The organism is Paraburkholderia yinzeri, from assembly GCF_046581065.1.
In the GTDB taxonomy this organism is placed as follows: domain Bacteria; phylum Pseudomonadota; class Gammaproteobacteria; order Burkholderiales; family Burkholderiaceae; genus Paraburkholderia.
Genome location: NZ_JBFOCJ010000002.1, coordinates 1,595,869 through 1,622,469, shown reverse-complemented (window position 1 = coordinate 1,622,469; position 26,601 = coordinate 1,595,869). Strand labels below are relative to the sequence as shown.

Annotated in this window: 24 protein-coding genes; 12 read left to right on the top strand and 12 right to left on the bottom strand. The window is 65.5% G+C overall.

The window, feature by feature from the left end:
- Positions 1-22: 22 nt before the first annotated feature.
- From WJ542_RS24380 to WJ542_RS24365, 4 genes are all read right to left on the bottom strand, one after another.
- On the bottom strand, positions 23-1,240 hold the full coding sequence (locus WJ542_RS24380; protein ID WP_411192037.1) for a Crp/Fnr family transcriptional regulator: 1,218 nt from the start codon (positions 1,238-1,240) through the stop codon (positions 23-25).
- Positions 1,241-1,485: 245 nt separating this feature from the next.
- Positions 1,486-1,716 (bottom strand): DUF2783 domain-containing protein, encoded by a 231-nt coding sequence (locus WJ542_RS24375; protein WP_411192036.1) that lies wholly within the window; start codon positions 1,714-1,716, stop codon positions 1,486-1,488.
- Between the two features lie 56 nt (positions 1,717-1,772).
- Positions 1,773-3,485, bottom strand: coding sequence for an FAD-dependent oxidoreductase (locus tag WJ542_RS24370; RefSeq protein ID WP_411192035.1), 1,713 nt, complete (start codon positions 3,483-3,485; stop codon positions 1,773-1,775).
- Between the two features lie 77 nt (positions 3,486-3,562).
- Complete coding sequence (locus WJ542_RS24365; RefSeq protein ID WP_411192034.1) at positions 3,563-4,522, bottom strand: MBL fold metallo-hydrolase; 960 nt, start codon at positions 4,520-4,522, stop codon at positions 3,563-3,565.
- Positions 4,523-4,822: 300 nt separating this feature from the next.
- On the opposite strand from WJ542_RS24365, the gene WJ542_RS24360 reads away from it, so the two are divergent.
- The 3 genes from WJ542_RS24360 to WJ542_RS24350 are packed head-to-tail and all read left to right on the top strand — an operon-like array spanning position 4,823 to position 8,043.
- Positions 4,823-5,713 carry an IclR family transcriptional regulator gene (locus tag WJ542_RS24360; RefSeq protein WP_411192033.1) on the top strand — a complete coding sequence of 297 codons (891 nt, stop codon included), beginning with the start codon at positions 4,823-4,825 and terminating at the stop codon, positions 5,711-5,713.
- A complete protein-coding gene (locus WJ542_RS24355) occupies positions 5,701-6,531 on the top strand; it encodes an IclR family transcriptional regulator (RefSeq protein WP_411192032.1) in 831 nt (276 codons plus the stop codon). The genes WJ542_RS24360 and WJ542_RS24355 overlap by 13 nt, the downstream gene beginning before the upstream one ends.
- 51 nt (positions 6,532-6,582) lie before the next feature.
- Positions 6,583-8,043 (top strand): cytochrome P450, encoded by a 1,461-nt coding sequence (locus WJ542_RS24350; protein WP_411192031.1) that lies wholly within the window; start codon positions 6,583-6,585, stop codon positions 8,041-8,043.
- 18 nt (positions 8,044-8,061) lie between these two features.
- On the opposite strand, the gene WJ542_RS24345 is transcribed toward WJ542_RS24350, so the two are convergent.
- The 3 genes from WJ542_RS24345 to WJ542_RS24335 all read right to left on the bottom strand — a co-directional run bounded on the left by WJ542_RS24345 (position 8,062) and on the right by WJ542_RS24335 (position 10,911).
- Positions 8,062-8,937 carry a MurR/RpiR family transcriptional regulator gene (locus tag WJ542_RS24345; RefSeq protein WP_411192030.1) on the bottom strand — a complete coding sequence of 292 codons (876 nt, stop codon included), beginning with the start codon at positions 8,935-8,937 and terminating at the stop codon, positions 8,062-8,064.
- Between the two features lie 60 nt (positions 8,938-8,997).
- Positions 8,998-10,059 carry an ABC transporter ATP-binding protein gene (locus WJ542_RS24340; protein ID WP_411192029.1) on the bottom strand — a complete coding sequence of 354 codons (1,062 nt, stop codon included), beginning with the start codon at positions 10,057-10,059 and terminating at the stop codon, positions 8,998-9,000.
- 78 nt (positions 10,060-10,137) lie between these two features.
- A complete protein-coding gene (locus tag WJ542_RS24335; RefSeq protein WP_411192028.1) occupies positions 10,138-10,911 on the bottom strand; it encodes an SDR family oxidoreductase in 774 nt (257 codons plus the stop codon).
- A gap of 339 nt (positions 10,912-11,250) precedes the next feature.
- On the opposite strand from WJ542_RS24335, the gene WJ542_RS24330 reads away from it, so the two are divergent.
- The 3 genes from WJ542_RS24330 to WJ542_RS24320 all read left to right on the top strand — a co-directional run bounded on the left by WJ542_RS24330 (position 11,251) and on the right by WJ542_RS24320 (position 14,420).
- Positions 11,251-12,483 (top strand): ABC transporter substrate-binding protein, encoded by a 1,233-nt coding sequence (locus WJ542_RS24330; protein ID WP_411192027.1) that lies wholly within the window; start codon positions 11,251-11,253, stop codon positions 12,481-12,483.
- 186 nt (positions 12,484-12,669) lie between these two features.
- Entirely contained in the window at positions 12,670-13,578 is a 909-nt protein-coding gene (locus WJ542_RS24325) for a carbohydrate ABC transporter permease (protein ID WP_411192026.1), read from the top strand.
- Positions 13,575-14,420, top strand: a complete 846-nt coding sequence (locus WJ542_RS24320) for a carbohydrate ABC transporter permease (protein ID WP_411192025.1) — start codon at positions 13,575-13,577, stop codon at positions 14,418-14,420. Before WJ542_RS24325 ends, WJ542_RS24320 begins: the two co-directional genes overlap by 4 nt.
- A gap of 14 nt (positions 14,421-14,434) precedes the next feature.
- Here the strand turns inward: WJ542_RS24320 and WJ542_RS24315 are convergent, their stop codons facing one another.
- Positions 14,435-15,406 carry an AEC family transporter gene (locus tag WJ542_RS24315; RefSeq protein ID WP_411192024.1) on the bottom strand — a complete coding sequence of 324 codons (972 nt, stop codon included), beginning with the start codon at positions 15,404-15,406 and terminating at the stop codon, positions 14,435-14,437.
- A 72-nt stretch (positions 15,407-15,478) separates the two neighbouring features.
- Positions 15,479-17,014 carry a DHA2 family efflux MFS transporter permease subunit gene (locus WJ542_RS24310; protein WP_411192023.1) on the bottom strand — a complete coding sequence of 512 codons (1,536 nt, stop codon included), beginning with the start codon at positions 17,012-17,014 and terminating at the stop codon, positions 15,479-15,481.
- Between the two features lie 145 nt (positions 17,015-17,159).
- Between WJ542_RS24310 and WJ542_RS24305 the strand changes: the two genes are divergently transcribed.
- On the top strand, positions 17,160-17,603 hold the full coding sequence (locus WJ542_RS24305) for a MarR family winged helix-turn-helix transcriptional regulator (RefSeq protein ID WP_411192022.1): 444 nt from the start codon (positions 17,160-17,162) through the stop codon (positions 17,601-17,603).
- A 9-nt stretch (positions 17,604-17,612) separates the two neighbouring features.
- On the opposite strand, the gene speB is transcribed toward WJ542_RS24305, so the two are convergent.
- The 3 genes from speB to WJ542_RS24290 form a co-directional block, all read right to left on the bottom strand.
- The gene (gene speB, locus WJ542_RS24300) at positions 17,613-18,575 is read right to left on the bottom strand and encodes an agmatinase (RefSeq protein WP_411192021.1); all 963 of its coding nucleotides are present in this window, start codon (positions 18,573-18,575) and stop codon (positions 17,613-17,615) included.
- A 2-nt stretch (positions 18,576-18,577) separates the two neighbouring features.
- Entirely contained in the window at positions 18,578-20,068 is a 1,491-nt protein-coding gene (locus tag WJ542_RS24295) for an aldehyde dehydrogenase (protein ID WP_411192020.1), read from the bottom strand.
- A gap of 101 nt (positions 20,069-20,169) precedes the next feature.
- Entirely contained in the window at positions 20,170-20,721 is a 552-nt protein-coding gene (locus WJ542_RS24290; RefSeq protein WP_411192019.1) for a cupin domain-containing protein, read from the bottom strand.
- Positions 20,722-21,154: 433 nt separating this feature from the next.
- On the opposite strand from WJ542_RS24290, the gene WJ542_RS24285 reads away from it, so the two are divergent.
- The 5 genes from WJ542_RS24285 to WJ542_RS24265 all read left to right on the top strand — a co-directional run bounded on the left by WJ542_RS24285 (position 21,155) and on the right by WJ542_RS24265 (position 26,517).
- A complete protein-coding gene (locus WJ542_RS24285) occupies positions 21,155-21,379 on the top strand; it encodes a hypothetical protein (RefSeq protein WP_084168570.1) in 225 nt (74 codons plus the stop codon).
- A 311-nt stretch (positions 21,380-21,690) separates the two neighbouring features.
- Positions 21,691-22,500, top strand: a complete 810-nt coding sequence (locus WJ542_RS24280; protein WP_411192018.1) for a gamma-glutamyl-gamma-aminobutyrate hydrolase family protein — start codon at positions 21,691-21,693, stop codon at positions 22,498-22,500.
- A 30-nt stretch (positions 22,501-22,530) separates the two neighbouring features.
- Positions 22,531-23,865 carry a glutamine synthetase family protein gene (locus WJ542_RS24275; RefSeq protein ID WP_411192017.1) on the top strand — a complete coding sequence of 445 codons (1,335 nt, stop codon included), beginning with the start codon at positions 22,531-22,533 and terminating at the stop codon, positions 23,863-23,865.
- A 19-nt stretch (positions 23,866-23,884) separates the two neighbouring features.
- Positions 23,885-25,318 carry an aspartate aminotransferase family protein gene (locus WJ542_RS24270; RefSeq protein WP_411192016.1) on the top strand — a complete coding sequence of 478 codons (1,434 nt, stop codon included), beginning with the start codon at positions 23,885-23,887 and terminating at the stop codon, positions 25,316-25,318.
- A 77-nt stretch (positions 25,319-25,395) separates the two neighbouring features.
- The gene (locus tag WJ542_RS24265; protein ID WP_411192015.1) at positions 25,396-26,517 is read left to right on the top strand and encodes a polyamine ABC transporter substrate-binding protein; all 1,122 of its coding nucleotides are present in this window, start codon (positions 25,396-25,398) and stop codon (positions 26,515-26,517) included.
- Positions 26,518-26,601 lie beyond the last annotated feature (84 nt).

Genomic DNA, 26,601 nt, shown 5'->3' with positions numbered 1-26,601 from the left:
TTCTCCGCTGTCGTTACCGGTCTCAGATGGCGGGCACCTGCTTGAGGGCGCGTACCGACTCGATCAGGCGTTGCTCGATTTCCGCCACTTCCGCCGGATCGATCTTGATCTCGCGCCGCATGAGCCACGACACCTCGTTCTTGCGCACCTCGCCCATCACGGAGATGAGACGCGACGAGAGCGACGCGTCGTTCACGCAGGCCAGCAGCTTCGCGAGGTCGTAGGTGTCCATGCCGCTTACGGCCTCGAACAGCGTGCGCTCGTCCACGAACACGAGGTCGTCGAGCGAGTTGAGCGCCCCGGCGCCGCGAACCGTGCGCTTCGTGAAGTACGCCACGCCCTTCTCTTCGACGTAGTTGAGTACCTTCGACTTGCGGAACGCGAACACTTCGTCGGCGATCTCGCCGTGCGAGAGTTTGTTGAGGATGATCTTGCGCTCCACGCCGATCAGCGCCTCGAGGTCGGCCAGCTCGATCAGTTCGAGCTCGCTGTTGATGGAAACGTCCAGATCGCGGTCGGCCACCTGCGCCGCGCGATCGACGATCCGCGCCGGATCGAAGCTGACGACCTGGCGGCCGAGCGGGCCCTCGGCGACGGCAGACTCCGCCAGGCCCGAGCCGGTATAGCCGGCGGTCTGCGCCGCCTCGATCGCGATGAGGTTGAGCTTCTCCATGCGCTTGAGCATGGCCATCACGTGCGGGCGCGAATGCCCCGCCACGGCGCGGCACTTCTGAACCACGTCGGCAAGCGAGACGGAGACTTCGCCCGCGGCGCCCTGCCGGCCCCAGGCGCCGCGCTCCTCGCGCGTTTCGGCGCCGGCCATCAGCGCGAGCACATGGGCATACGACAGTACACCGGGGAGAAAGTCGGCGTGCGTGTATGTTGCTAGCAGATCGTCCTTGGCCTTCACGCGCCGGATCAGGGTGCGCGAAATATGCCGCAGGAGCGGCGAGACGCGCTCCAGTTCTTCTTCCACGATGCTGACCGGTACGACCGTCAACTGGCAGAACGTCAACGCTTTCGCCGTGTTGCTTCTCGGCTCCGCGCCGAGCAAGGCGGTCTCGCCGAAGAATTCGCCCCGCCCGAGTGTCGCCACCACGACCTTCTTTTCGTCACAGCGTGTCGAGATTTCTATTTTTCCGTCGGCGATCACATAGATGACGCGTTCCCCCGAATAGCCTTCGGAGTAGATGATCTCGCCCGGCGACGCCGTGCGCGACCATGTCTGATTGCGATTCAAAGCCTTTCCCCCGGTGTGGCATATGGGCAGCACGCTGCCGACCCGTTGCGGTGCGGCTGTTCGTGGCTGCTTCGTGGCTGCTATATGGCGCGTTAACGGCTTTGACCCCCACGCTCTTTAATCATTACGCATGGGTGGCGATACGGTAAGCGCGGCGAAAGTTGCGCGAAAGCGCGAGGGGGAAAGGTAGTACGAAAAGGACGTTGCATGGCCAGCCCTCGCTGGCCATGCGGATCATGTGCTAATCAAGCGGCCAGCTTGCCGTCCGCGCCGTTCGACGAAGGCGCGACCACGCCGCCGCGCGCGTAGCGGATCGCCTCCATGAGCGCTTCGTGCTCGCCCACGTGGTTGGCCAGCAAAAGAATCAGTTGGGCGTTGGCGGACTGGCTCTGTGCTTCGTCCAGATCGCGATGCATGTCGATCAGCGCTTCGTAGAAGTCGTCGGGACGCGTGAGGTTCGGTTGGGTGTTGAGCATGGTTGTCTCCTGCCTGTTTTCATTGCGCTGGCCGCTGCTCGCGCGGCAGCCAGCCGTCATGCCGTGCCTTGCACGCACAGTGCCCGCTTGAGGGCATGCGCAAGGCGATCCGTGTCGACACGCCGCCAGCGCGCGCAGACGTGCTGGTCCGGACGAATCAGATAGAACGCCCCCGCCTCGGCATCGTAACGCTGCGCCGCGAGCCCCTCGCTGTCGCGCAGGATCGTCGCAGAACCTGGCAGTCCCGACGGCACCGCACCTTCGCCTTGCACCACCGCCACGATTTTTGCCGGAACGGGCCCATTCGCGAGCGAATCGAGCGACGCAATCGTTTGCGTATCCAGAGCCGCGCCCGCCGCGCAAAAGACGAGCTCCGTGAAGCAGTCGCCGAGCTGCGCGAGCAGCCAGGCTTCGCGACCCTGCGCGTCCGTCACCGGCGCATCGGCGCAGGAGGCGCCCGGCACCATGCGTCCGGCGAATGCGTCTTCGTCGGCCGTGTTGAGCGACGACTCGCTCAGCACCGCGGGCACCGAAAGCCGCCCGCTGTTCACGAGCTGGCGTGCGAACGCATGGTCGCGCGCGAGCGTCAGCACGGCGTCGCGGAACACGCGGCTCACCGCGCTCTTCGGCGTGATGAAGTCGGTCGAGCGCGTGGAGTTGCGGATGTTCTCGTCGGCCGCGTACTCGCGTTCGCTCGCATAGGTGTCGAGCAGCGCATCGGGCGCGCGGGCTTCGAGCACGGCGGCGAGCTTCCATGCCAGATTTTCGGCATCCTGAAAGCCGCTGTTCGCGCCACGCGCGCCGAACGGCGACACGAGGTGGGCCGAGTCGCCCGCGAACAGCACGTTGCCGTGCCGGAAGCGGTCCATGCGCAGACACGAGAACGTGTAGATGCTGACCCACTCCAGCTCGAACTTCACGTCCGGGCCGAGCAGCGCGCGCACGCGCGGAATCACGCGCTCGGGCGTTTTCTCCAGCACGGGATCGGCATCCCAGCCAAGCTGGAAGTCGATGCGCCAGACGTTGTCGGGCTGGCGATGCAGCAGCACCGACTGGTTAGGATGGAACGGCGGATCGAACCAGAACCAGCGTTCGGTCGGGAAGTCGGCTTCCATCTTCACGTCGGCGATCAGGAAGCGGTCCTTGAACGTGCGGCCGTGGCTATCGAGGCCCATCGCCTTGCGCAGCGGACTGCGCGAGCCGTCCGACGCCACCACGTAGCGCGCCAGCAATTCATAGGGACCATCGGGCGTCTCGACGGTCAGCGCGACGTGCGCGCCCTCCGTGCCCCGCGTGCCGCGCTGCGCGAGCCCCGTCACCTTGCTCTTCCAGCGGATTTCGAGGTTCGGCAGCTCGCGGGCGCGCTCCAGCAGGAAGCCTTCCACGTAGTACTGCTGAAGATTGACGAAAGCCGGACGATGGTGCCCGCTCTCGGGCAGCAGGTTGAAGGTGTAGACCAGTTCGTCCTTGCGGTACACCTTGCCCACATTCCAGCTCACGCCCTTTTCGACCATGCGCTCGCCGCAGCCGAGGCGGTCGAAGATGTCGAGCGAGCGCTTCGAGAAGCAGATGGCGCGCGAGCCGGTGGAGAGCGTGCAATCGTCGTCGACGAGCACGACGGACACGCCCTGTTGCGCGAGGTCGATGGCGGTCGCGAGCCCCACGGGCCCGGCGCCCACCACCGCTACCGGGTGCAGGCGCGTATCCCCGGCCGCACCCTGTTCATGGCAGCGCGCGTATTCGAACGTCAGCGCCTGATAATCGATCATCTTTGTGTCTCCTGTCGACCAGAGTTAGTGCTTCAGCACTTACTCTGGTCCCATGCAAAGCGCCATTTCACCGTGCCTCAATCCTGCAGCGCGTCCCACATCTCCTTGTCGCGCTGCGCGGTCCAGATGCGCGGATGCGTGATGCCGCTCGCCTCGTCATAGGCGCGCGAAACGTCGAACGGCAGGCAGTGCTCGTAGATGAAGACCTGGCCGAACTTCGGGTCCATCGCTTCGCGCGTGAGCGCCATGGACTGCTTGAGGTCGAGCTTGCGCTCCACGGCCTTGCGGCCCTGGGCGAGCAGCGTCGTCACGAAGTCCTTCGTATAGTCGAGGCCCTTGTCCACTTCCGCGGGCGTGAGAAGCGCGGGGCCGCGGCCCGGCACGAGCTTTTCGGGCTTGAGCGCGCGCAGCGCTTCGAGCGTGGCGGGCCAGTCGGCCAGTTGCGCGTCGCCGCAATAGCACGCCGCGTCGTATTCCACGAGGTCGCCCGAGAACAGCACTTTCTGCGAGGGCAGCCACACCACCGTATCGCCCTTCGTGTGGCCCGAGCCCAGATGCGCGATCTTCACTTCGAGCTTGCCGAGGAACAGCGTGATTTCCTTCTCGAACACGAGCGTGGGCCACGTGAGGCCCGGCACGGTTTCCACGCCCGCGAAGAGGCGCGGGAAGCGCTCGATCTCCGACTTCATGTCGGCCTCGCCGCGCTCGACGATCATCTCGTACGTGCCGCGGCTCGCGATGATCTGCTGCGCGCCTTCCTTGAAGTACGCCGAAGCGCCCAGCACGCGCACCGCATGGTAGTGCGAGAGCACGACGTATTTGATGGGCTTGTCCGTGACGCTGCGGATCTTCGCGATGAGATCCTGCGCCATGGCCGGCGTCGCGGTGGTGTCGACGATCAGCACGCCGTCGTCACCGATGATGACGCCCGAATTCGGATCGCCTTCCGTGGTGTACGCGTACGCGTTTTCGGAAAGCTGCGTGAACGTGACCTTTTTCTCTTCGAGGTCGGCCTGGGATGCGAACGCCTTTGCCATCGTGAGTCTCCGTATCGTGGGACGTGAGGGACGCGGGGCGAGGGCTCAGGGCCGACCGTGCCGGGACGCGGAAGTGACAAATGCCACTGGCAGCGCGCCGGCCGGTGTATGTCTCGCCCCGTGTTGGATTTTGAATGAACGGCTGTTCTGCCGGGGTGAGGCCATATTAGGCTCTCCCGTTTTTGTTTGTCAATAGCGAATATACTCGCTATTGTTTAATAAGACAGCGAGACCACCGCAGTGGGCCGTTCGCGCAGGTTGTTCAGTTACCATGTGCCCTTTTTGAACCCGAGAATCGCTGTGAACCGACGTCGCAACGAGCGCGCGAGCCTGACCGAGCCCCCCGGCGACACCGGGACGGAGGCCCTCGCGCGCACCCAGCGCGGCATCCAGAGCGTGGAGGTGGCCGGCCGCCTGCTGCGCGCCCTCGCCGACGCGCGCGCGCCGCTCGCGCCCGGCGACCTCGCGGCCAGCGGCGATCTGCCGTCGAGCCAGGCGCACGCGTATCTCGTGAGCCTTACGCGCCTTGGGCTCATCAAGCGCGACTCCCTCTCGGGCCGCTACGAGCCGGGGCCGCTCGCGCTGCGCCTCGGCCTGCTGCATCTCGGTCAGCAGCGCGCGCTGCGCGAGGCGGTGCCGCAGGCCTCGGCGCTGGCGCAAACGCTCGGCTGCAGCGTGGCGCTGTGCATCGCCGGGCCGCAGGGGCCGACGATCGTGCGCTACGAGCATGCCAGCCTGCCGCTGCACGTGAACCTGCACGTGGGCACCGTGATGTCGTTGCCGGCCACGTCCACGGGCCGCGTGTTCTGCGCGTTCCTCGCGCCCGATGCGCTGCGCGCGATGTGGGCCGGCCAGAGCGCGCAGCCGGTATGGCGCGGCACGGCCAACGCCGCCGCCGCCGTGCCGGCCACGGCCCACCCGGACGCGCCGGACGCCGCCCTCGCCGCCACGTTCGAGGCCATCCGCGCGCGCGGCTTCGACTACGGCGTCGACGCGCCCAGCCCCGGTGTGAGCAGCGTCTGCGTGCCCGTGCGCGGCCGCAATGGGGAACTGGCGCTCACGCTCACGGCCATCGGCGCCACCGGCGCGCTCGACGTACGCGAGAACGGCGCGGTCGTACGCGCGCTGCGCGATGCCGCCGGCAGGATCGGCGCGGCCGCTTTTCCATCGACACAACCATGCCCCGAGTAAGCCAGCAAACCGCGCAGGAAGCGCCCGCGGACAAGCCGCAACGCGGCATCCAGTCGCTCGACGTGACGGGCGAGCTGCTCGCGGCGCTCGTCGCGGCGGGCACCCCGCTCGCGCTGCGCGACCTTGCGGCGTTGGCGGGCATGGTCCCCGCCAAGGCATTCCCGCATCTCGTGAGCCTGCAAAAGATCGGCCTCGTCGCGCGCGACGCGGCGGGCCGTTACGAAGCGGGCCCGCTTGGCCTCGAACTCGGGCTCATCGGCCTCGCGCGCCTCTCGCCCGTGCGCGAGGCCGACGCCGAGCTCGTGGGCCTCGCCGCCGCCACCGGCATGAGCGTCGCGCTGGCCGTGCCGGGACCGCTCGGCCCGACGGTCGTGCGGCTCGAAGAATCGGCGTGGCCGCTGCACGTGAGCCTGCGGCCCGGTACGGTCATGTCGATCGTGCACACGGCGATCGGCCGAGTCCTGGCTGCCTGGCTCGACGACGAAGTGCGCGCCGAACTGCTCGCGCAGGACGCGCTGCGGCTTGCCGGCGCGCCCGCGCGCGAGGGCGAAACACCCGCGTACCGCGAGCGGCTCGCGGCGATCCGCGCAACGGGCATCGACACGGCGCTCGACAAGCCCGTGCCCGGCATCAGCACCGTGGCCGCACCGGTCTTCGATCACACGGGCAACGTGTGCCTCGTGCTCGCGCTGATGGGCCCCTCGGGCATCATGGAAACGGCCAGCGAATGCCCGCCCGCGCAGGAGCTGCTGGCCGCCGCGCAACGGCTCTCGCGGCGCTTCGGGTATATGGAGGGCGCAGCGGCCGCGCCGCTATAATCGCCCTCGATTCGCGTGACCAAACACGGCCCAGGCCCGAGGACCCCATCCATGAGCACGGCATCCGCCGGACCCCGCACGACGCCGCGGACCATCGCCGACCTGCCCTGTCCGCGCGGCCTGCCGCTCATCGGCAACCTGCTGCAGCTCGCGCCGCCGCGGCTGCACCGAATCCTCGAAGACTGGGCCGCCCAACTGGGGGCGCCGTATCGCTTCGAAGTCGCGGGCGTGCCCATCACGATCTGGACCGATACCGAACTGATCCAGGGCATCATGCGCGAGCGGCCGCACCGCTATCGCCGCTATCAGCCCATCGAAGCCGTGTTCAGCGAAATGGGCTTCAACGGCCTCTTCTCCGCCGAAGGCGCCGCCTGGGAACCGCAGCGGCGCCTCGTGATGCAGGCGCTTTCGATCCCGAACGTCAAGGCCTTCTACCCCACGCTCGCCGACATCACCGCCCGCCTGCGCGCACGCTGGCTGCGCGCGTCGCAACGCGGCGAGACCGTGGAAATGGTGGAGGACCTGAAGCGCTATACCGTCGACGTCACGAGCGCGCTCGCCTTTGGCGACGACCCGCGCACGCTCGAACGCGACCAGGGCGTGATCCAGGAGCATCTGGCGCAAATCCTGCCGGGCGTGATGTCGCGCACCAACGCGCTGTTCCCCTGGTGGCGCTATGTGAAGCTGCCGCGCGACCGCAAGCTCGAGGCGTCGCTGGCCGAGGTGCACCGCTACGTGCGCGCCACGATGGAACGCGCGCGCGAACGCATACGCGACGATCCCCCAGAAACGCCGCGCAACCTGCTCGAAGCGATGCTCGTGCAGCAGCAGGAGCCGGGCTCGACGATCACCGACGCGCACATCGCCGCAAACGTGATCACGCTGCTGCTGGCCGGCGAAGACACCACGGCGCACTCGATCGCATGGACCGTGCCTTATCTCGCCGCCGATCCGGCGTTACAGGCAACGCTTGGCGACGAAGCCCGCCGCGTGCTGGGCAACGCCCCCGTGTGCCCCGATTACGCGACGCTGAAAGACCTCGACCTCTTCGAGGCCATCTGCATCGAAGCGACGCGCCTGCGCCCCGTGGCCTCGATCCATTCGTTCGAGCCGCTGGAGGATGTGGTGGTGGGCGACGTGGCGCTACCGAAGGGCACACGCATGTTCTTCCTCTCACGCCCCGCGATGCTGGACGAGAAAAATTTCGCCGACCCGCAGCGCTACGATCCCTATCGCTGGCTGCGCCGCCAGGAGCGTCAGGAGCAAGAGGGGCAAGAAGGCGAGCCGCGCGGCGCGCACGACGTGCGCGCCTACCTGCAGTTCGGCGCGGGACCGCGCGTATGCCCCGGTCGGCATCTCGCGACCGTGGAGATGCGCCTCGCGCTTTCGATGCTGATGAAGGAATTCCAGGTAGAACTGATGATCGACCCCGGGAAAATCACCGAGGTCCAGCAGTTCACGATGGTGCCGGACACCATGCCAGTGAGACTCGTACCGCGCCCGGCGGCCTGAGCCGCTTCAAGCACCGCCTCAGGTATCGTCGCTGGCCACTTCGGGCGTTTCGCCGTCGCTGCGCGCCTGCGCGTCGCGCATCTTCTCGAGCGTCTTCGGCTTGAGTCCGAGCGCCACGCCTATCGCGAGCGCGTCGATCACCGCCAGATGCGCGAGGCGCGCCACGCCCGGCGCCTGCGGCTCGGTCGTCGTGGGCACGCGCAGCAGCAGCGGAATGTCCACGATCCAGGCCAGCCGCGAGCCTGCATTCGTCAGCGCGATGGTGGTCGCGCCGCGCTCCTTCGCGATCTGGATACTTTCGTTCACCTCCACGCTGCGGCCCGACTGCGAGATCGCGAACGCCACGTCGCCGGGTTCGAGCAGGCCCGCGTAGAGCCGTTGCAAATGCGCGTCCGTGAACGCGCTCGCGGCGACGTCGAGCTGCAGCATGCGCAGCGCCGCATCCTGCGCCACGAGCCCCGAACCCGCCCCCACGCCGAAGAAATAGACGCGCCGCGCGCTGCCCAACGCGGCCATCGCAGCCTCGAACACGGCAGGATCGAGCGACGCGCGAGCGAGCGTCATGCCTTGGACGACCGATTCGGTCACCTTGTCGAGCAGCGTGCCGACGGCGTCGCCGCTAGCCACCTCGGCCGACGCCGCCGCATACGGCAACCCGCCCGCCGCGCTCTGCGCGAGCCGCATCTTGAAGTCGCGCAGGCCGTGCGCGCCCACCGCGCGGCAAAAACGCGTAACCGAGGGCTCCGAAACCTCGGCGCGCTGCGCGAGTTCGGTGATGCTCGCGCGCATGGCGAAGTCGATGTCGGCGAGCACCATCTCGGCGACCTTGCGCTCCGCGGGCCGCAGCGACTCGGCCACATTGCGGATGTGATGGATCAGGTTGGAGACCGGCAAGCTCAATATCCCATGGATTGACCGATGCGCCCGACGCTCAGTGTCGTATTCCGTTCAGTCTCAATCGAGCCGCTTGCCGCTTTCGGTGTCGAACAGATGCAGGTGCGCGAGAGGCAGACCGAGCGTCATGCGCTGCCCCGGCCCGACCTGCGGCCGGGCGCGCGTGGTGACGCACCAGGTGGAACCGCCTATTTTCCCGTACAGATGGGTCTCGGCGCCAGTCGGTTCGATCACCTCGACGTTGAACGGCACGTCGCCGCCCGCCTCGATATGCTCGGGGCGGATGCCGAGCGTCGCGTACGCGCCCGCTTCCGCCTTGCCTTCGGGTATCGCAATGCGCACGCCGTCGTCCAGCACGAGCGCCGTGCCGCGCGCGTCGCTCATCACCTTGCCCGCCACGAAGTTCATCGAGGGCGAGCCGAGGAAGCCCGCGACGAACAGGTTCGCGGGCTTGTCGTAAAGATCGAGCGGCCGGCCGATCTGCTCGATGCGCCCCGAGTTCATCACGACGATCCGGTCGGCCATCGTCATCGCCTCGATCTGGTCGTGCGTCACGTAGACCACCGTGTTGCGCAGCCGCTGGTGCAGCGCCTTGATTTCGGTGCGCATCTGCACGCGCAGCTTGGCGTCGAGATTCGAAAGCGGTTCGTCGAAGAGGAAGAGCGAGGGCTCGCGCACCACCGCGCGTCCCATCGCCACGCGCTGGCGCTGGCCTCCCGAGAGGGCGCGCGGCAGGCGCTCCAGATAGTTCGAGAGATTGAGCATCTTCGCCGCCGCCTCGATGCGCGGCTTGAAGCCCTCCTCGCGTTCCTTGCGAATACGCGGGCCGAACGCGATATTGTCGTACACCGAAAGATGCGGATAGAGCGCGTAGCTCTGGAACACCATCGACACGTTGCGTTGCTGCGGCGGCAGATGGTTCGCGCGCGCGCCGCCGATGGTGAGCTCGCCCCCGCTGATATCTTCGAGCCCGGCGATCATGCGCATGAGCGTGGTCTTGCCGCAGCCCGACGGGCCGACCAGCACGACGAATTCGCCGTCCTCGATGTCGAGGTCGACGCCGTGCACGACCTGGGTCTCGCCGTAGCGCTTGTAGATGCCGTTCAGTTGTACCGCTGCCATGCTGTCCTCGTTCGCTGGTTGCGCTCTCGTGCGCGTATTGGCGTTATTCGTGCGTGTGTGCCGGTTCGGAATCCGGCTTCAGAGCGGATCGAGCGTCAGCTCGTTGGCCATCATCCGGTTGCCGGCCATGAGGCCCGCGTCCACGGGCAGCGCGACACCCGTGATCACGCGCGCCTGCGGCGAAGCGAGAAACTGCACGGCATCGGCAATATCCTCCGGCTCGGCCACGTCGCCTAGCGGATACCATTTCTTCAGTTCTTCGAAGATCTGCGGATGCTGGTCGACGCGCTTTTGCCACGCGGGCGTCTTCACCGTACCCGGGCAAACCAGGTTCGCGCGAATCCCGTACTGGCCCAGCTCGATCGCGAGCGCCTTCGTGTAGCTCACGAGCCCGGCCTTCGCCGCGCTGTAGGCCGGATGCCCGAGCGCGCTGAGCCCGTTCACCGAGCCGATCATCACGATCGCCCCGCGCCGCCGCTCGATCATCGACCGGCGCACCGCCTCGATCGTGTAGTACGTGCCGTTCAGGTTCAGGTCGACGTCGCGCCGCCACTTCGCGGCGTCGGTGTGCGCGAGCGTCGTGCCGGCCGCGCCGCCCGCGTTCGCCACCGCCACGTCCACGGGACCGCGCGCGGCCACGCCCGCCGCAATGGCACTTGTCACGAAACCGTCATCGCTCACGTCGGCGACGAGCGGCTCCAGCCGGCTCGTGCCGAATTCGGCGGCGAGCGCCGCGACGCCCGCCTCGTTGCGGTCGAGCGCGAGCACCGTATCGCCCGCGTCGAGAAAGCGTTTGCACAGCGCGCGGCCTATGCCGCCGCTCGCGCCCGTCACCAGCACCACCCGGCTCATCGTCGGCTCTCCGAAAGAATTCACCCACCAGGTCCGCCAGCCGTGCCGCCGGGCCTGTAAATTTCCAACAGACTCGCTACGTGAAACGCAGCGACATTCGGGTTAACGCGCACTGCCCAATCTGCTGCAACGCAGGAATTTCCCCAGTTTTACAGCATGTTAGGCAAGCTACGAAGGAAAAAACAATATCGCGTTTCCCAGGTGACAATGTTTTTTTCATCCTGTAGGATTTTTTCAAACAACGCAACCCGGCAGCCGGGCAGCGAGAACCGTGACAACCGCGGCGACGGCGGCGGCAAGAACCTGAACCAGCCAGGAACAACCACAAGGAGAGACAGCATGTCGTTTCAGCAACGTGCAACCACCACGCTCGGCAAGCTCGCCGCCGCGCTCGCATTCGCGGGCCTCGCGGTCGCGGCGCACGCCGATACGGTCCGCGTGACCGTCGCGCACTACAGCGACTCCACCGCTCCGTACTTCGAGAAAATGGCCAAGGAGTTCGAGGCCGCCAACCCCGGCACCACGATCAAGATCGAAGACGTGAACTGGGACTCGCTGCAACAGAAGCTGCAAACGGACATCTCCGGCGGCGCCAACGCCGACCTCGCGATCATCGGCACGCGCTGGCTGCTCGACTTCGTGAAGGACGACATTGCCGAACCGCTCGACGGCTACATGGACCCGAGCTTCAAGGCGCGCTTCATCGGCCCGTTCCTCGCTCCAGGCGAAATCAACGGCAAGATCTACGGCCTGCCGATCGCTGCCTCGGCGCGCGCGCTGTACTACAACAAGGACATGCTCGCATCGGTCGGTTATCCGAACGGTCCGAAGACCTGGGCTGACGTGATCGACGCCTCGAAGAAGCTGAAGGCCAAGGGCATTGCCGGCTTCGGCCTGCAGGGCAAGGAAATCGAAACCGACGTGTACTTCTACTACGCGCTGTGGACCAACGGCGGCGAAGTGGTGGGCAAAGACGGCAAGGCGGCGTTCAACTCGCCGGCCGGCATCAAGGCCGCGACGCTCTACAAGACGATGATCGACGAGGGCCTCACGGAGCCGGGCGTGACGGGCTACAGCCGCGAAGACGTGCAGAACCTCTTCAAGCAGGGCCGCGTGGCGATGATGATCTCGGCGCCGTTCCTCGCGAAGCAGTTGAAGAAGGAAGCCCCGAACATCAAGTACGGCATCGACCCGATCCCGGTGGGCACGACGCCGGCCACCTACGCGGTGACCGACTCGATCATGATGTTCAAGAACTCGAAGGTGAAGAAGGAAGCCTGGAAGTTCCTCGACTTCCTGTTCACGAAAGAGCCGCGCGTGGAGTTCACGAGCACGGAAGGCTTCCTGCCGACCACGAAGGCTGAAGCGACCGACCCGGCGTTCCAGGATCCGGACACGAAGGCTTTCGTCGCGCTGCTGCCGCACGCGAAGTTCGCGCCGACCGTGACGGGCTGGGAAGACACCGCGAAGGCCGTGACGAACGGGATGCAGTCGATCTACCTCGGCAAGGCCAAGCCCGCCGACGCGCTGAACCAGGCTGCCGACGAAGCGAACAAGTCGCTCGGCAAGTAAGCCGTGCCTGAAAGCGGCCCGGGGCGTGTCGCACGACATGCCCCGAGCCGCCGGAGCCTCGCCGTAATGACGGGGCAACGACGCTTTGACGATATGACTTCCGGTCCCCAGAAACACCCGGGCCAAGCGCAGCCCGCCAGTCAGGCGGCCGGCGGCGCTCCCGGCCGAACCCGCGAACCCAACCGCATGAGCCGCTCCAACCGTGCCGTCGTCGCGCCCCGCGCGCCCTGGCTTCTGATCGTGCCGAGTCTGGTGCTCGCGCTCTTCATCATCAGCTATCCGATCTTCAACATCGTGTTCTACTCGCTGCACGATGTTTCGCGCTTCGGGCAGATCCGCGACTTCAGCGGCCTGCAGAACTTCTATAACGTCCTGAGCGACCCGGTGTTTCTCTCCGCGCTGAAGAACACCATCGTCTGGACCTTCTTCGTGGTGGCCGGCACGGTGCTGATCTCGGTGCCGGTTGCGCTCGTGCTCAATCAGGACTTCTACGGGCGCGGCGTCGCGCGCACGATCATCATGCTGCCGTGGTCCGTCTCGCTCACGATGACGGCCGTGGTATGGCGCTGGGCATTCAACGACGACTACGGCATGGTCAACGTGACGCTGCAACGCCTCGGCCTCACCTCGGGGCCGATCCACTGGCTGGCGACGCCCGAATATGCCTTCCCCGTGGAAATCGCGGTGGGCATCCTCGTGTCGATTCCGTTCACCACCACGATCCTGCTGGGCGGGCTCTCTTCGGTGCCGGGCGACATCTACGAGGCGGCGCGCATCGACGGCGCCAGTGCCTGGCAGCAGTTCCGCCAGCTCACGCTGCCGCTCCTCAAGCCGTTCATCAACATGACGATCCTGCTGAACGTGATCTACGTGTTCAACTCGTTTCCGATCATCTGGGTCATGACGCAAGGCGGCCCCGACGACAGCACCCACATTCTCGTTACCTACCTCTACGAACTGGGCTTCAGGCTGGGACGCCCCGGCGAAGCGGCGGCGGTTTCGCTCGTCATGCTCGTGATCCTGTTCGCGTTCTCCGTGGCCTATCTGCGGCTGCAGGCAAAGCGTGGAGGCAGCGCGGAAGGAGACCTCGCATGAACAGCAAACTCAAACGCTCGCTCCTCTGCTGGCTCGCGCTCTCGCCGCTCGTGATCGTCGTGCTGTTTCCGTTCGCCGTGATGTTCTTCACGTCGGTCAAGCCCGCCTCCGAGGTGTTCGTCTATCCGGCGCGCTGGCTGCCCATGCACTGGCGCTGGCAGAACTACGTCGACATGTGGGAGGCCGCCAACTTCGGGGTCGCGCTGCGCAACAGCATCGAGGTGAGCGTGTGCTCGACCGCGCTCGCGCTCGCCGTGAGCCTGCCGGCCGCCTACGCGCTCGCGCGCTTTCCGTTTCGCGGCCGCGGCCTCTATCGCCAGTTCCTGCTCGTCACGCAGATGCTCTCGCCCATTCTGCTCGTCGTCGGTCTGTTCCGGCTCGCCGCGATGATTCCCTGGGGCGACGGCAATCTCGTCGACTCGAAGATCGGCGTGATCGTCTCGTATGCGGCGTTCAATATCGCCTTTGCGGTGTGGATGCTCTCGTCGTACTTCCAGACGGTGCCGCGCGATCTCGAAGAGTCGGCATGGCTCGAAGGCTGCAGCCGCACGGGCGCCGTGTTCCGCGTGTTCCTGCCGCTCGCGGTGCCCGCCGTGGTGGTGACGGCAATCTTCACGTTCATCAGCGCGTGGAACGAGTTCGCAGTGGTCTATACGCTGATCCGCTCGCCCGAGAACAAGACGCTCACGGTGCAGGTCACCGACATGGTGGCCGGCAAGTACACCGTCGAATGGGAGCTCGTGATGGCCGCCACGCTTGCCGCCACGCTACCAGTTTCGGTGGTGTTCGCGTGGCTGCAGCGGTATATGGTGAAGGGGCTCGCGCTGGGTGCCGTCAAGTAAGGCGGATTACGCCCTCAGCCTCCGTGCCGCAGATGCAGCAACAGCAGCGTGAGCGTCACGAGCGAGCCCACCGTGGAATGCAGAATGGTGCGCGACGTGACATGCGCCTCGCGGCGATAATACTCGGCCAGCATGAAGGGGCCTGTGCCCGTTGGCAGCGCCGCGAGCAGCACGGCCATCTGGACGAGCGGCGCCGGCAGCGCGAACACGCGCTCGGCAAGCCACCAGGTCAGCGCCGGCTGAGCCACGAGTTTCGAAAGCGTGAGCCACCATGAGGATTCGCGTTTCTCCGTCGTTTTATCCGCGGTTGCTTTTGCGGCTGCCTCATTACCCCGCTCCGCCAGGAAGAGCCCCAGGCTCACCAGCGCGCACGGGCTCGCCGCGCCGCCCAGCAGCTTGAGAAACGTCTCCGCGCTCTCGGGCAGCGTGACGTGTGTGCCCGCAACGATCGCGCCCAGCGCGGGCGCCACCAGCAGCGGATTGCGCAGCAGCGAGCGCACGACCTTGATCGCGAGGTGATGCGGACGCCGCTCGCTTTGCAGGCCCGTTTCGATCAGCACGATCGCAATCGCAAACAGCACGCAGACGACGAGGATCGTCGCGATGGTGGTAGGCGTGAGACTCGACGGGCCGAACGCGATCATGCACAGCGGAAAACCCACGTAGCCCGTGTTCGGATAGGCGGCGGCAAGGCCGTCGATGCTCGCATCGGCAAGCGGGCGGCGCAGGAAGAGCCGCACGCCCACCACGGCCGCGAATACGATGAGCGCCGCGCCGCCGAACGCGGCAACGAAGGCCGGCTGGAAGAGTTCGCGCCAGCTTGCGTGCGCGAGGATATGAAAGAGCAGCGCCGGCAGCGCGAGCCACACGACGAAGCGGTTCAGTTCGGACGCGGCAGCAGGCCCGAGCACGCCGAAGCGGCGGCACGCGAAGCCTGCGAAGATCAGCCCGAATACGGGCAACAGAATGGATACGGCGGAAAGCATGAGATCCGGTGTGGCAGGCGCGCATGAGCGGCGCGCGTTGAGAGACGAAGATGGATACGTGGCGGCGGACAGCTAATCCATCGCGGCATGGCCCGCGTCGGCACCCGCGCTGCCGCCCGAAGGCCGGATCAGCACGAGCAGCGGAATCACCAGCAGCGTCGCGACGAACATCATCTTGAAGTCGTTCAGATAGGCGATCATCTGCGCCTGCTGCGTGATCGACTGGTTGAGCACGGCGAGATCGTAACGCGAACCGGACGAAAGCATCGTCTGGAAGGCAGGATTGAACGGCGTGACGTTCGCGGCGAGATCCGAGTGCGCGACCTGGGTGCCGCGCGTGACGAAGGTTTGTACGATCGAAATGCCGATACTGCTGCCGATGTTGCGCATCAGGCTGTAGGTGGCCGTGCCGTCCGCGCGCAGTTGCGGCGTGAGCGTGGAGAACGTGAGCGCCGAAAGCGGCACGAACACGAAGCCGAGTCCGAAGCCCTGAACCACGCCCGGCCACACGATGTCCGAGGCCGAGAGCACGATCGTGTACTGCATCATCTGCCAGAGCGCGTACGCCGACACCACGAAGCCGAACAGCAGCAGCGCGCGCGCATCCACGTGTTTCAGCATGCGCCCGGCGATCAGCATGGCGACCATGGTACCCGCACCGCTGGGCGCGGTAACGAGGCCCGTGGTGGCTACCGGATAACCCATCAAGCCCTGCAGCATGGGCGGCAGCAGCGCACGCGTGGCATACAGCACCGCGCCGATCACGAAGATGAAGAACGTGCCCGTTGCGAAGTTGCGGTCCTTGAGCAACTGGTAGCGAAAGAACGTGCCCGGCCCGGAACTGGCCGTGTGCACGACGAAGAATGCGAAGCTGAGCACCGAGACGAGCGTCTCGATGCGGATCTCCATCGAGCCGAACCAGTCGAGCTGCTCGCCGCGGTCGAGCAGCGCCTGCAACGCGCCGATCGCCAGCGCGAGGGTGGCGAAGCCGAACATATCGAAGCGCGCCTCGCGCGCCGGCTCGCGCGTGGGCATGAAGGTCGAAACGCCGAAGAACGCGAACGCGCCAATCGGCACGTTGATGAAGAACACCCAGCGCCAGTTGTAGCTATCCGTAAGCCAGCCGCCGAGCGTGGGACCCAGCACCGGGCCCACCATCACGCCCATGCCCCACACGGCCATGGCCTGGCCCTGGCGGTCGCGCGGGTTGATGTCGAGAAGAATCGACTGCGAGAGCGGCACGAGCGAAGCGCCGAACACGCCCTGCAGGAGCCGCGAGGCAACGATCTCGCTGAGCGTCTCCGAAAGCCCGCAGAGCGCGGACGCCAGAGTGAAGCCGGCGATCGCCACGCCCAGCAGTTTTTTCACGCCCATCCGGTCGGCCAGCCAGCCTGTGAGCGGCGTGGCGATGGCCGCGGCGACGATATACGAAGTGAGCACCCACGTGATCTCGTCCTGCGAAGCGGCCATCGAGCCCTGCATGTGCGGCAGCGCGACGTTGGCGATCGTGCTGTCGAGCGTCTGCATCAGCGTGGCGAGCATGATCGAGAGCGTGATCATGCCCCGGTTGAGCGGCGCGGCCTGGCCGCCCGGCGCGACTGCGGTCATCGTGTGAAGAGCGGAGCGTGAGGGAGATAATAAGCATGCTTATTATACGGATCGAGCCCCCTGACGCAATCGGGGAATGGCCCCACCGCCCCCCCGACCTGCTCCAGCGCGACCTGTCCGCGCCGCGCCTCCGTATAATCCCGCCATGGCTACCGACCTCGAACAACGCTTCGGCTTCTTGATCGCCGAAGTGGGCCGGCTCTACGGCAAACGCTACGACGACCTTGCGAAGTCGTCGCTCGACCTCACGCGCGCGCAGTGCCGGATCATCGCGTACCTCGCGCATTACGGGGACATGAACCAGGTGAGTCTCGCCCAGCGCCTGGAGGTGGCGCCGATCTCGGCGGGGCGGATGCTGGAAAGACTGGAGGAAAACGGCTGGGTGGTGCGCGCGGCGAATCCGAACGACCGTCGCGAACTACAGGTGAGCCTCACGCCGAAGGCCGAAAGCGTGCTCGCGGCCGCGCGCCGCGTGGGTGACGAGGTGCAGGCGGAAGCCCTTGCGGGCTTCACGCCTGAAGAAGCCGGGCAGTTCAGCCAGATGCTGCAACGCGTGCGCGCCAATCTGGGACCGCTCGTGGAGCGCTAACGCGCCGCGTTATTTGCCCGCCACCTTGCGCTGGCGCCACAGGCATAGCAGATCGCACGCAACGTGCGCCGCCGCAATGGCGGTGATCTCGCTCTGGTCGTAGGCCGGCGCCACTTCCACCACGTCCGCGCCGATCAGGTTCACGGCTTCGAGCCCGCGCACGATCGCGAGCGCCTGCGCCGACGAAAGCCCACCCGGCACCGGCGTGCCGGTTCCCGGCGCGAAGGCCGGATCGAGGCAGTCGATATCGAAGGTCAGATAGGTCGGGCGGTCGCCCACGATGTCGAGAATGCGCCGGCGCGCGGCCGCCGGGCCGTGCTCGTGCACCCACGCCGCGTCGAGGATGTTGATGCCGAGGAAGTCCTCGTTCCAGGTGCGGATGCCCACCTGCACCGAGGTCTTCGGATCGATCAGGCCTTCCTTCACGGCCTTGTAGAACATCGTGCCGTGGTTGAGACTGTCGGGCGAGTCGTCGGCCCAGGTATCGCAGTGCGCATCGAAATGGATCAGCGAAAGCGGCTTGCCGTATTTCTCCGCGTGCGCGACCAGCAGCGGATACGTGATGAAGTGATCGCCGCCGAACGTGAGCATCTTCGCGTTCGAACGCAGGATCGTGCGCGCGTGCTCGATGATGGCGGGCTTGATCGAGAGCGGATTGTGCGCGTCGAACCAGCAGTCGCCGTAGTCGGTCACGGCAAGCGTGTCGAACGGATTGAAGCCCCACGGATACGGATACAGCTCGGCGAGCTGCACGCTGGCCGCGCGCACGGCGCCGGGCCCAAGGCGCGCGCCGGAGCGGAACGTGGTGGCGAGATCGAGCGGCACGCCCGAAACGACGACATCGACGCCGTCGAGTTCGCGCGTGTAGTTGCGCCGCATGAACGACAGCACGCCGCCGTAGGTATTTTCGACCGAGGAGCCGTAAAGCGACCGGCGACGGATCGCGCCGTCGCCATGGATAATGTCGGTCATGGTTAGCGCAGCCGCACGAGCGTGGATTTCAGTTCGGTGTACTTCTCGAGGGCGTGCAGCGACTTGTCGCGGCCGTTGCCCGACTCCTTGAAGCCGCCGAACGGGAAGTTCATGTCGCCCCCTTCGTCGTAGCAGTTGACCCACACGGTGCCCGCGCGCAGGCGGCGCGAGATTTCATGCGCGTTCGTGAGGTTTGCCGTCCAGACGGCGGCCGCGAGGCCGTAGTCGCTATCGTTGGCAATGCGAACCGCTTCGTCGATGGTGCTGAACGTGATGACCGAGAGCACCGGCCCGAAGATCTCTTCGCGCGCGATCTTCGCATCGTGATGGGTGTCGAACACGGTCGGCTCGATATAGTAGCCGCCGCTCGCCTCGTTCACGCGCTCGCCGCCCAGCAGCAGCTTTGCCTCCTTGCGGCCCGCCTCGATATAGGAGAGCACGCGCTCGAGCTGGATCTTGTCGACGATCGCGCCCATCGAAACCTTCGGGTCGAGCGGATTGCCCGGCACATAGTTGCGCGCGGCCTCCACGAGCTTCGCGAGGAACGCGTCCTTGATGTCGCGATGCACGAGCAGGCGCGAACCGGCCGTGCACATCTCGCCCATGTTGTAGAAGATCGCGCCGGCCGCCGCGTTGGCGGCGCGGTCGAGGTCCGGGCAGTCCGCCAGCACGATGTTCGGCGACTTGCCGCCCAGTTCGAGCCACGTGCGCTTAAGGTTCGACTGGCCCGCGTACTGCATGATCTGCTTGCCGACGCCCGTCGAGCCCGTGAACGCAATGCAGTCCACGTCGCGATGCAGCGCGAGCAGCTTGCCGGGTTCGCCGCCGCCCGGCAGCACGTTGAACACACCGGCCGGAATGCCCGCTTCGTGAGCCAACTGTGCGACGCGAATGGCCGTAAGCGGCGACTTTTCCGAAGGCTTGAGCACGACGCTATTGCCAGCCGCGAGCGCCGGGCCGAATTTCCACGAAGCCATCAGGATCGGGAAGTTCCAGGGCACCACAGCCGCTACCACGCCGATCGGCTCGCGCGTGACGAGGCCCACGAGATGATGATCGGCCGGCACCACTTCGCCACCCACCTTGTCGATCGCTTCGGCAAACCATTCGACGCAGTACGCCGCGCCCGGCACGTCCACCGTGGTCGTGTCGCCGATGGGCTTGCCCGCGTCGAGCGTCTCCAGCAGCGAGAGTTCGTCCAGGTGCTCGCGCATCAGCGCGGCCCAGCGCAGCAGGATCGCCTTGCGCGCGCGCGGATTCAGGCCCGCCCACACCTGCGCGTCGAACGCGCGGCGCGCGGCGGCCACGGCCGCGTCCACATCGGCGGCGCCGCAGTCGGCGACGCTCGCAAGCACGCGGCCGTCAATCGGGCTCACGCAGTCGAACGTGCGTCCCGAGTAGGCATCGCGATACGCGCCGTCGATGAATGCGCGGCCTTCGATCGAGAGCGTCGCAGCCTTGTCCTGCCAGTAAGCGAGAGTTTTCTTTTCCATCAGGATGCCTCAGTGTTGTTTGTGCGCAGTGTTGTGCGGTTGGGTACGACGGGCCGGGCACGCCACGCTTGCGCGGCGGCTCGCGGCCGGGGTGGGCGCGATCAAAAAGTGGGCGGCGAATTCGCCGACACCACTTCGCAAACCTGATCCGCGCTCGGATTGCGGAAACGGTGCGGAAGACGGCTTTCGAAGTAATAGCTGTCGCCGGGGTCGAGCAGCCACGTCGTGCCGTCCACGGTCAGCTCGATCTGTCCGGACACCACGATGCCGCCTTCGTGACCCGCATGCGTGAGCATTTCGGGGCCCGTATCGGCGAGCGGCTGGTACACCTCGCGCAAGATACCCATGTTGCGGTCTTTCACGTTCGCGCCCACGAGATAGAACTCGATGGACGCGTTGCCGAGATTCGGCATCTCGCCGCGCCGCGACACCACGCTGCCGCCTTCGCTCAGGTCGAACGTGAAGAACTCCGCAAGACTCATCGGTATGCATTCGAGCAGCTTCTTCAGCGACCCCACCGAGGGGCTGACCCGACTTTGCTCGATCAGCGAGATCGCGCCGTTGGTGACGCCCGCGCGCTTGGCAAGCTCGCGCTGGGACAGACCATACCGCTTGCGGACGTAGCGTAGCCGCGTAGCGACTTCGGTGGACATCGAGGCAGACTCGGACACGTTTTCAGGAACCGTAGACGAAAGAGCGCGCACGCAGACCCGGCGCGGACGTGTTGAATATTCTAATCACTTGGCTTTTTTTTCTGTCGGTACAAACCCCTGTAAGGCATTCGAAATATTCAGAATGGTGCGCACAGGTTCCGTGCATCAGCGTATTTGCAGGGGAACTCGGGAAAGTGCTGACATAAAAAGCGTAAAAAATAATTGACGCCCATTTTGGCTCGTATATGCTGGACCACAGGTTGGAAGTCATGAAGTTCTTGTAGCGGCACATCTTGCAGCACCCGGTGCAGCAAGACGTTTAGCGATGCAAAGGGCATCTGGCACCAGCCGCGTTCCGGTCGAATCAGGATTTACCGTTTACGCTTTTTTGACCGGAATGCCCCTGTTCAACGTCACCCAGTCGAGTGCAATTGTGAGAGTCCGTGGCCCTCTGGTCAGATGGGATCGAAGTCATGCGAGGTGTCTTCGCAGTGACTCGGCCGCCATCGCCGATGGCAGTAGCGGCAGGCTTGCTTCTCGCCTGCTTCTGTCCATCTTCACGATACTGTCCCGCCGGTCGGTTCGGCGTCATAACGCCGTCTCCGCACGCGCCTTCATCGCCGTCCACACGGACGAAGTCGCGTCGCTGCTGCCCTAGCGCCTCTCCTTCCTGCGCCGTTCGTTATCGTCGATCGCCTGCGTGGCCGCGTGCCGCCGCTCGCGAGCGAGGTGGCCGTGCGCGCCCGAACAGGGCTGCGTCTCCGGTCTGGCCACATCGCAGTACGAAACGAACCGCCTACATGATCTCCACGCGCAGCGCGATGCGTTAGCTACGCTCTCGCTGCAAACCAGGTTGCGGCCTTGCCTCGTGCAGGGTTGCAAGGTCATGTCACGCCCGCGGCATCCCTGCAATACACGTTATATCCGTGAATAGAGCATTGCCCGGGTCAAGGAAGTCGAACTTTAGCCATGCGAATGAAACCCCTGATCGGCGTTACCGCCGACCGAACCATGGTGGGATCCCACGCGTCGCACACGACGGGCGAGAAGTACATCGCCGCAGCCGTGGACGGCGCCGGCGCACTCGCGCTGGTGCTGCCCGCGCTCGGCGAGCGCCAGGCCACGGCCGACGTGCTCGACGCCGTCGACGGGCTGCTCTTCACGGGCAGCTACTCGAACGTCGAGCCGTATCGCTACGGCGGCGTGGCGAGCGAGCCGGGCACGCTGCACGATCCGCACCGCGACGCAACCACGCTGCCGCTCATGCGCGCCGCAATCGAGGCGGGCGTGCCCGTGCTCGCGATCTGCCGCGGCTTCCAGGAAATGAATGTGGTGTACGGCGGCACGCTGCACCAGCAGGTGCATAACGTGGAAGGGCTCAACGATCACCGCGAGAACAAGGCCGATCCGCTCGACCAGCAATATGGTCCGGCACATGCGGTCACGCTCGCTGCCGGCGGCATGCTGCAGCGCTTCCTGCAGGGCGCCCGCGAGGCTCGCGTCAACTCGTTGCACGGGCAAGGAATCGATACGCTCGGCGCGGGACTCGTTGCCGAAGCGGTTGCGCCCGATGGCCTGATCGAAGCCGTGAGCGTGGCGAACGCCCCCGCCTTCGCATTGGGCGTGCAGTGGCATCCCGAGTGGAAGCACGCTGAAGACGCCCTTTCCACCGCTATTTTCCGTGCCTTCGGCGCAGCCTGCCGCGCACGCATGCTGGCCCGAATACCGGGCGGGGCCGACCGGCAGAACGCCGCGGCGCCTCGCGCCGCCCACGCCTGAGCCGACCCGTACCAGACAGAGAGAACCAACATGCATGAAATCGAAGAATTCCTGAAGAAGCACCACATCACCGAAATCGAAGCGATCATCCCCGACATGGCGGGCATCGCACGCGGCAAGATCATTCCGCGCAGCCGGTTCGAATCGGGCGAATCCATGCGGCTGCCGCAGGCCGTGATGATCCAGACCGTGACCGGCGACTATCCGGAAGACGGCAGCCTCACGGGCGTCACCGACCCCGACATGGTCTGCGTGCCCGACCCCTCCACCATCCGCATCATTCCGTGGGCCGTCGATCCCACGGCCCAGGTGATTCACGACTGCGTGCACTTCGACGGCACGCCTGTCGAAATCTCGCCGCGCCGCGTGCTGCGCCGCGTGCTGGAACTCTACGAAGCGAAGGGCTGGAAGCCCATCATCGCGCCGGAACTGGAGTTCTACCTCGTCGACATGAACAAGGATCCGGACATTCCCCTCGCGCCGCCCATCGGCCGCACGGGTCGTCCGGAAACGGGCCGCCAGGCGTACTCGATCGAAGCCGTCAACGAATTCGACCCGCTCTTCGAAGACATCTACGAGTACTGCGATATTCAGGACCTCGAAGTCGATACGCTGATTCACGAGGTTGGTGCCGCGCAGATGGAAATCAACTTCATGCACGGCGAACCGCTGGGCCTCGCCGACCGCGTGTTCCTGTTCAAGCGCACGGTGCGCGAAGCCGCGCTGCGCCACCACATGTACGCCACGTTCATGTCGAAGCCGATGGAGAATGAACCCGGCTCGGCCATGCACATACATCAGAGCCTCGTCTCCGCCGAAAGCGGCCAGAATCTCTTCACGGGCGCGGACGGCAAGGCCACCGACATGTTCTACGCGTACATCGCCGGCCTGCAGAAGTACACGCCGGCGCTGATGCCGATCTTCGCGCCGTACATCAATTCGTACCGCCGCCTGTCGCGCTTCATGGCTGCGCCGATCAACGTTGCATGGGGCTATGACAACCGTACCGTGGGCTTCCGCGTGCCGTACTCGTCGCCGGCCGCGCGCCGCGTCGAAAACCGCATTCCGGGCGTGGACACGAATCCGTACCTCGCGATCGCCGCAACGCTCGCCGCGGGCTACCTCGGTATGACGCAGCACCTCAAGCCCACCGAGCCGCTGCTCAGCGACGGTTACGAACTACCGTACCAGTTGCCGCGCAACCTCGAAGAAGGCCTCTCGCTGATGGGCGCGTGCGAGCCGCTGAAGGACATCCTCGGCGAGAAGTTCGTGCGCGCGTATCTGGCGCTGAAGGAAACCGAATACGAAGCGTATTTCCGCGTGATCAGCTCGTGGGAACGCAAGCATCTGCTGCTGCACGTGTAACGAAGCAAGGAGACAAGCAATGAGCTACCGAATCGACGCCCCCGCCGGCCTGGTGCAACCCGCGCCGACGACGCTGCGCGCTCAGGCCCAACGCTCGACGGCCGAATATCGTGCGCTGGACGCGGCGCACCACATCCATCCGTTCTCGGACATGGGCTCGCTCAACCAGGCGGGCAGCCGCGTGATCGTGAAGGCCAAGGGCGTGTATCTGTGGGACTCCGAAGGTAACCAGATCATCGACGGCATGGCTGGCCTCTGGTGCGTAAACGTGGGCTATGCCCGCAAGGAACTCGCGGATGCGGCCTACAAGCAACTGCAGGAGCTGCCGTACTACAACACGTTCTTCAAGACCACGCATCCGCCCGTCATCGAACTTTCGGCGATGCTCGCCGAAGTCGCGCCGGGCCCGTTCAACCACTTCTTCTACTGCAACAGCGGCTCCGAGGGCAACGACACGGTGCTGCGCATCGTGCACCAGTACTGGCTCGCGCAGGGCAAAGCTTCGAAGAAGGTCGTCATCTCGCGCAAGAACGGCTATCACGGTTCGACCATCGCGGGCGGCACGCTGGGCGGCATGGGCTACATGCACGAGCAGATGCCCTCGAAGGTGGAGAATATCGTCCACATCGACCAGCCGTATTTCTTCGGCGAAGCCGAAAGCAACATGACGCCCGAGGAGTTCGGCCTCGCGCGTGCGCAGCAGCTCGAAGCGAAGATTCTCGAAGTGGGCGCGGAAAACGTGGCGGCCTTCATTGGCGAGCCGTTCCAGGGCGCGGGCGGCGTGATCTTCCCGCCCTCGACCTACTGGCCGGAAATCCAGCGCATCTGCCGCAAGTACGACATCCTGCTGTGCGCCGACGAAGTGATCGGCGGCTTCGGGCGCACGGGCGAATGGTTTGCGCATCAGCACTTCGGCTTCGAGCCCGATCTCATCACGCTGGCCAAGGGCCTCACGAGCGGCTACGTGCCGATGGGCGCGGTGGGTCTGCACGACCGCGTGGCGCAGGTGATCATCGAGAACGGCGACTTCAACCACGGTCTCACGTACTCGGGCCATCCGGTGGCGGCTGCCGTCGCCGTCGCGAACCTCAAGATCCTGCGCGACGAACAGATCATCGAGCGCGTGAAGACGGACACCGGCCCGTACTTCCAGCAGCGCCTGCGCGAAACCTTCGGCAACCATCCGATCGTCGGCGACATTTCGGGCGTCGGCCTCGTGGCCGGCCTCCAGCTCGCCGAAGATCCGAAGGCGCGCAAGCGTTTCGCGAACGGCGGCGACGTGGGCACGATCTGCCGCGACTTCTGCTTCAACGGCAATCTCATCATGCGTGCGACGGGTGACCGGATGCTGCTTTCGCCGCCGCTCGTGATCACGCGTGCCGAGATTGACGAAATCGTGTCGAAGGCGAAGAAGGCCATCGACGCAACCGCGCAACAACTGGGTTTCTTGTAACACCACTTGTCCGGACCGGCGGCGCGTTACGGGGTAAAGACGCCGCCGGTCCACCTTCACCTTCAGGGGAAAACAACATGAGTGTTTGTCATCTTCGTCATGCGGTCGCGGCAGCTGCCCTGGCCCTGTGCGCAGGTCTTACTGCCACTTCGAGCCAGCAGGCCCAGGCGGCGGACGACGTTCTGAACGTCTATAACTGGTCCGACTACATTGCGAAGGACACGATCCCCGACTTCGAAAAGCAAACGGGTATCAAGGTCAAGTACGACAACTACGACAGCGACGACACGCTGCAGGCCAAGCTGCTCGCAGGCAGCTCGGGCTACGACATCGTCGTGCCGACGTCGAACTACATGGCCAAGCAGATCCAGGCCGGCGTGTACCAGAAGCTCGACAAGTCGAAGCTGCCGAATCTCTCGAACCTCGATCCCGTCCTCATGCACATGATCGCGGACGCCGACCCGGGCAACCAGTACGGCGTGCCCTGGGCATTCGGTACCGACGGCATCGGCTACAACGAGGAAGCGATCAAGAAGGCGCTGGGCGACAACGCGCCGGTGGATAGCTGGGCGCTCGTGTTCGATCCGCAATATCTCTCGAAGCTGAAGGGCTGCGGCGTGTCGTTCCTCGACCAGGCCGTGGACGTATTCGCCGCCGTGCTGCAGTACATGCACAAGGACCCGAACAGCACGAACCCGGCCGACTACCAGGCTGCCTTCGAAGTCCTGAAGAAAGTTCGCCCGTACATCACCCAGTTCAATTCGTCGGGCTACATCAACGACCTCGTGAACAACGACATCTGCGTTGCTGTGGCCTGGTCGGGCGACGTCGGCATCGCACACCGCCGCGCCGAAGAAGCTCATCGCGCGTACACCCTCAAGTTCACCAACCCGAAGGAAGGCGGTCTGCTGTGGTTCGACGTGATGGTCGTCCCGAAGGATGCTCCGCACCCCGAAGCCGCGATGAAGTGGATCAACTACATCGAAGATCCGAAGGTCAACGCACAGATCACGAACGAAGTGTTCTACCCGACCGCCAACAAGGCTGCTCACCAGTTCGTGACGCCGGCCGTGGTTCAGGATCCGACCGTGTACCCGCCGGAAGACGTTCTGAAGAAGATGACGCTGATGAAGCCGATGCCGGCCGACATCCTGCGTCTGGAAAACCGTCTGTGGGCGCAGCTCAAGACGGGTCACTGATTGCGCAAAACCCCTGAAGGAGAGTGAAGGAGACAGTGCGCCGGAGGGATCGCTCGACCTCTCCGCGCCATCAGTCGTAGTCCG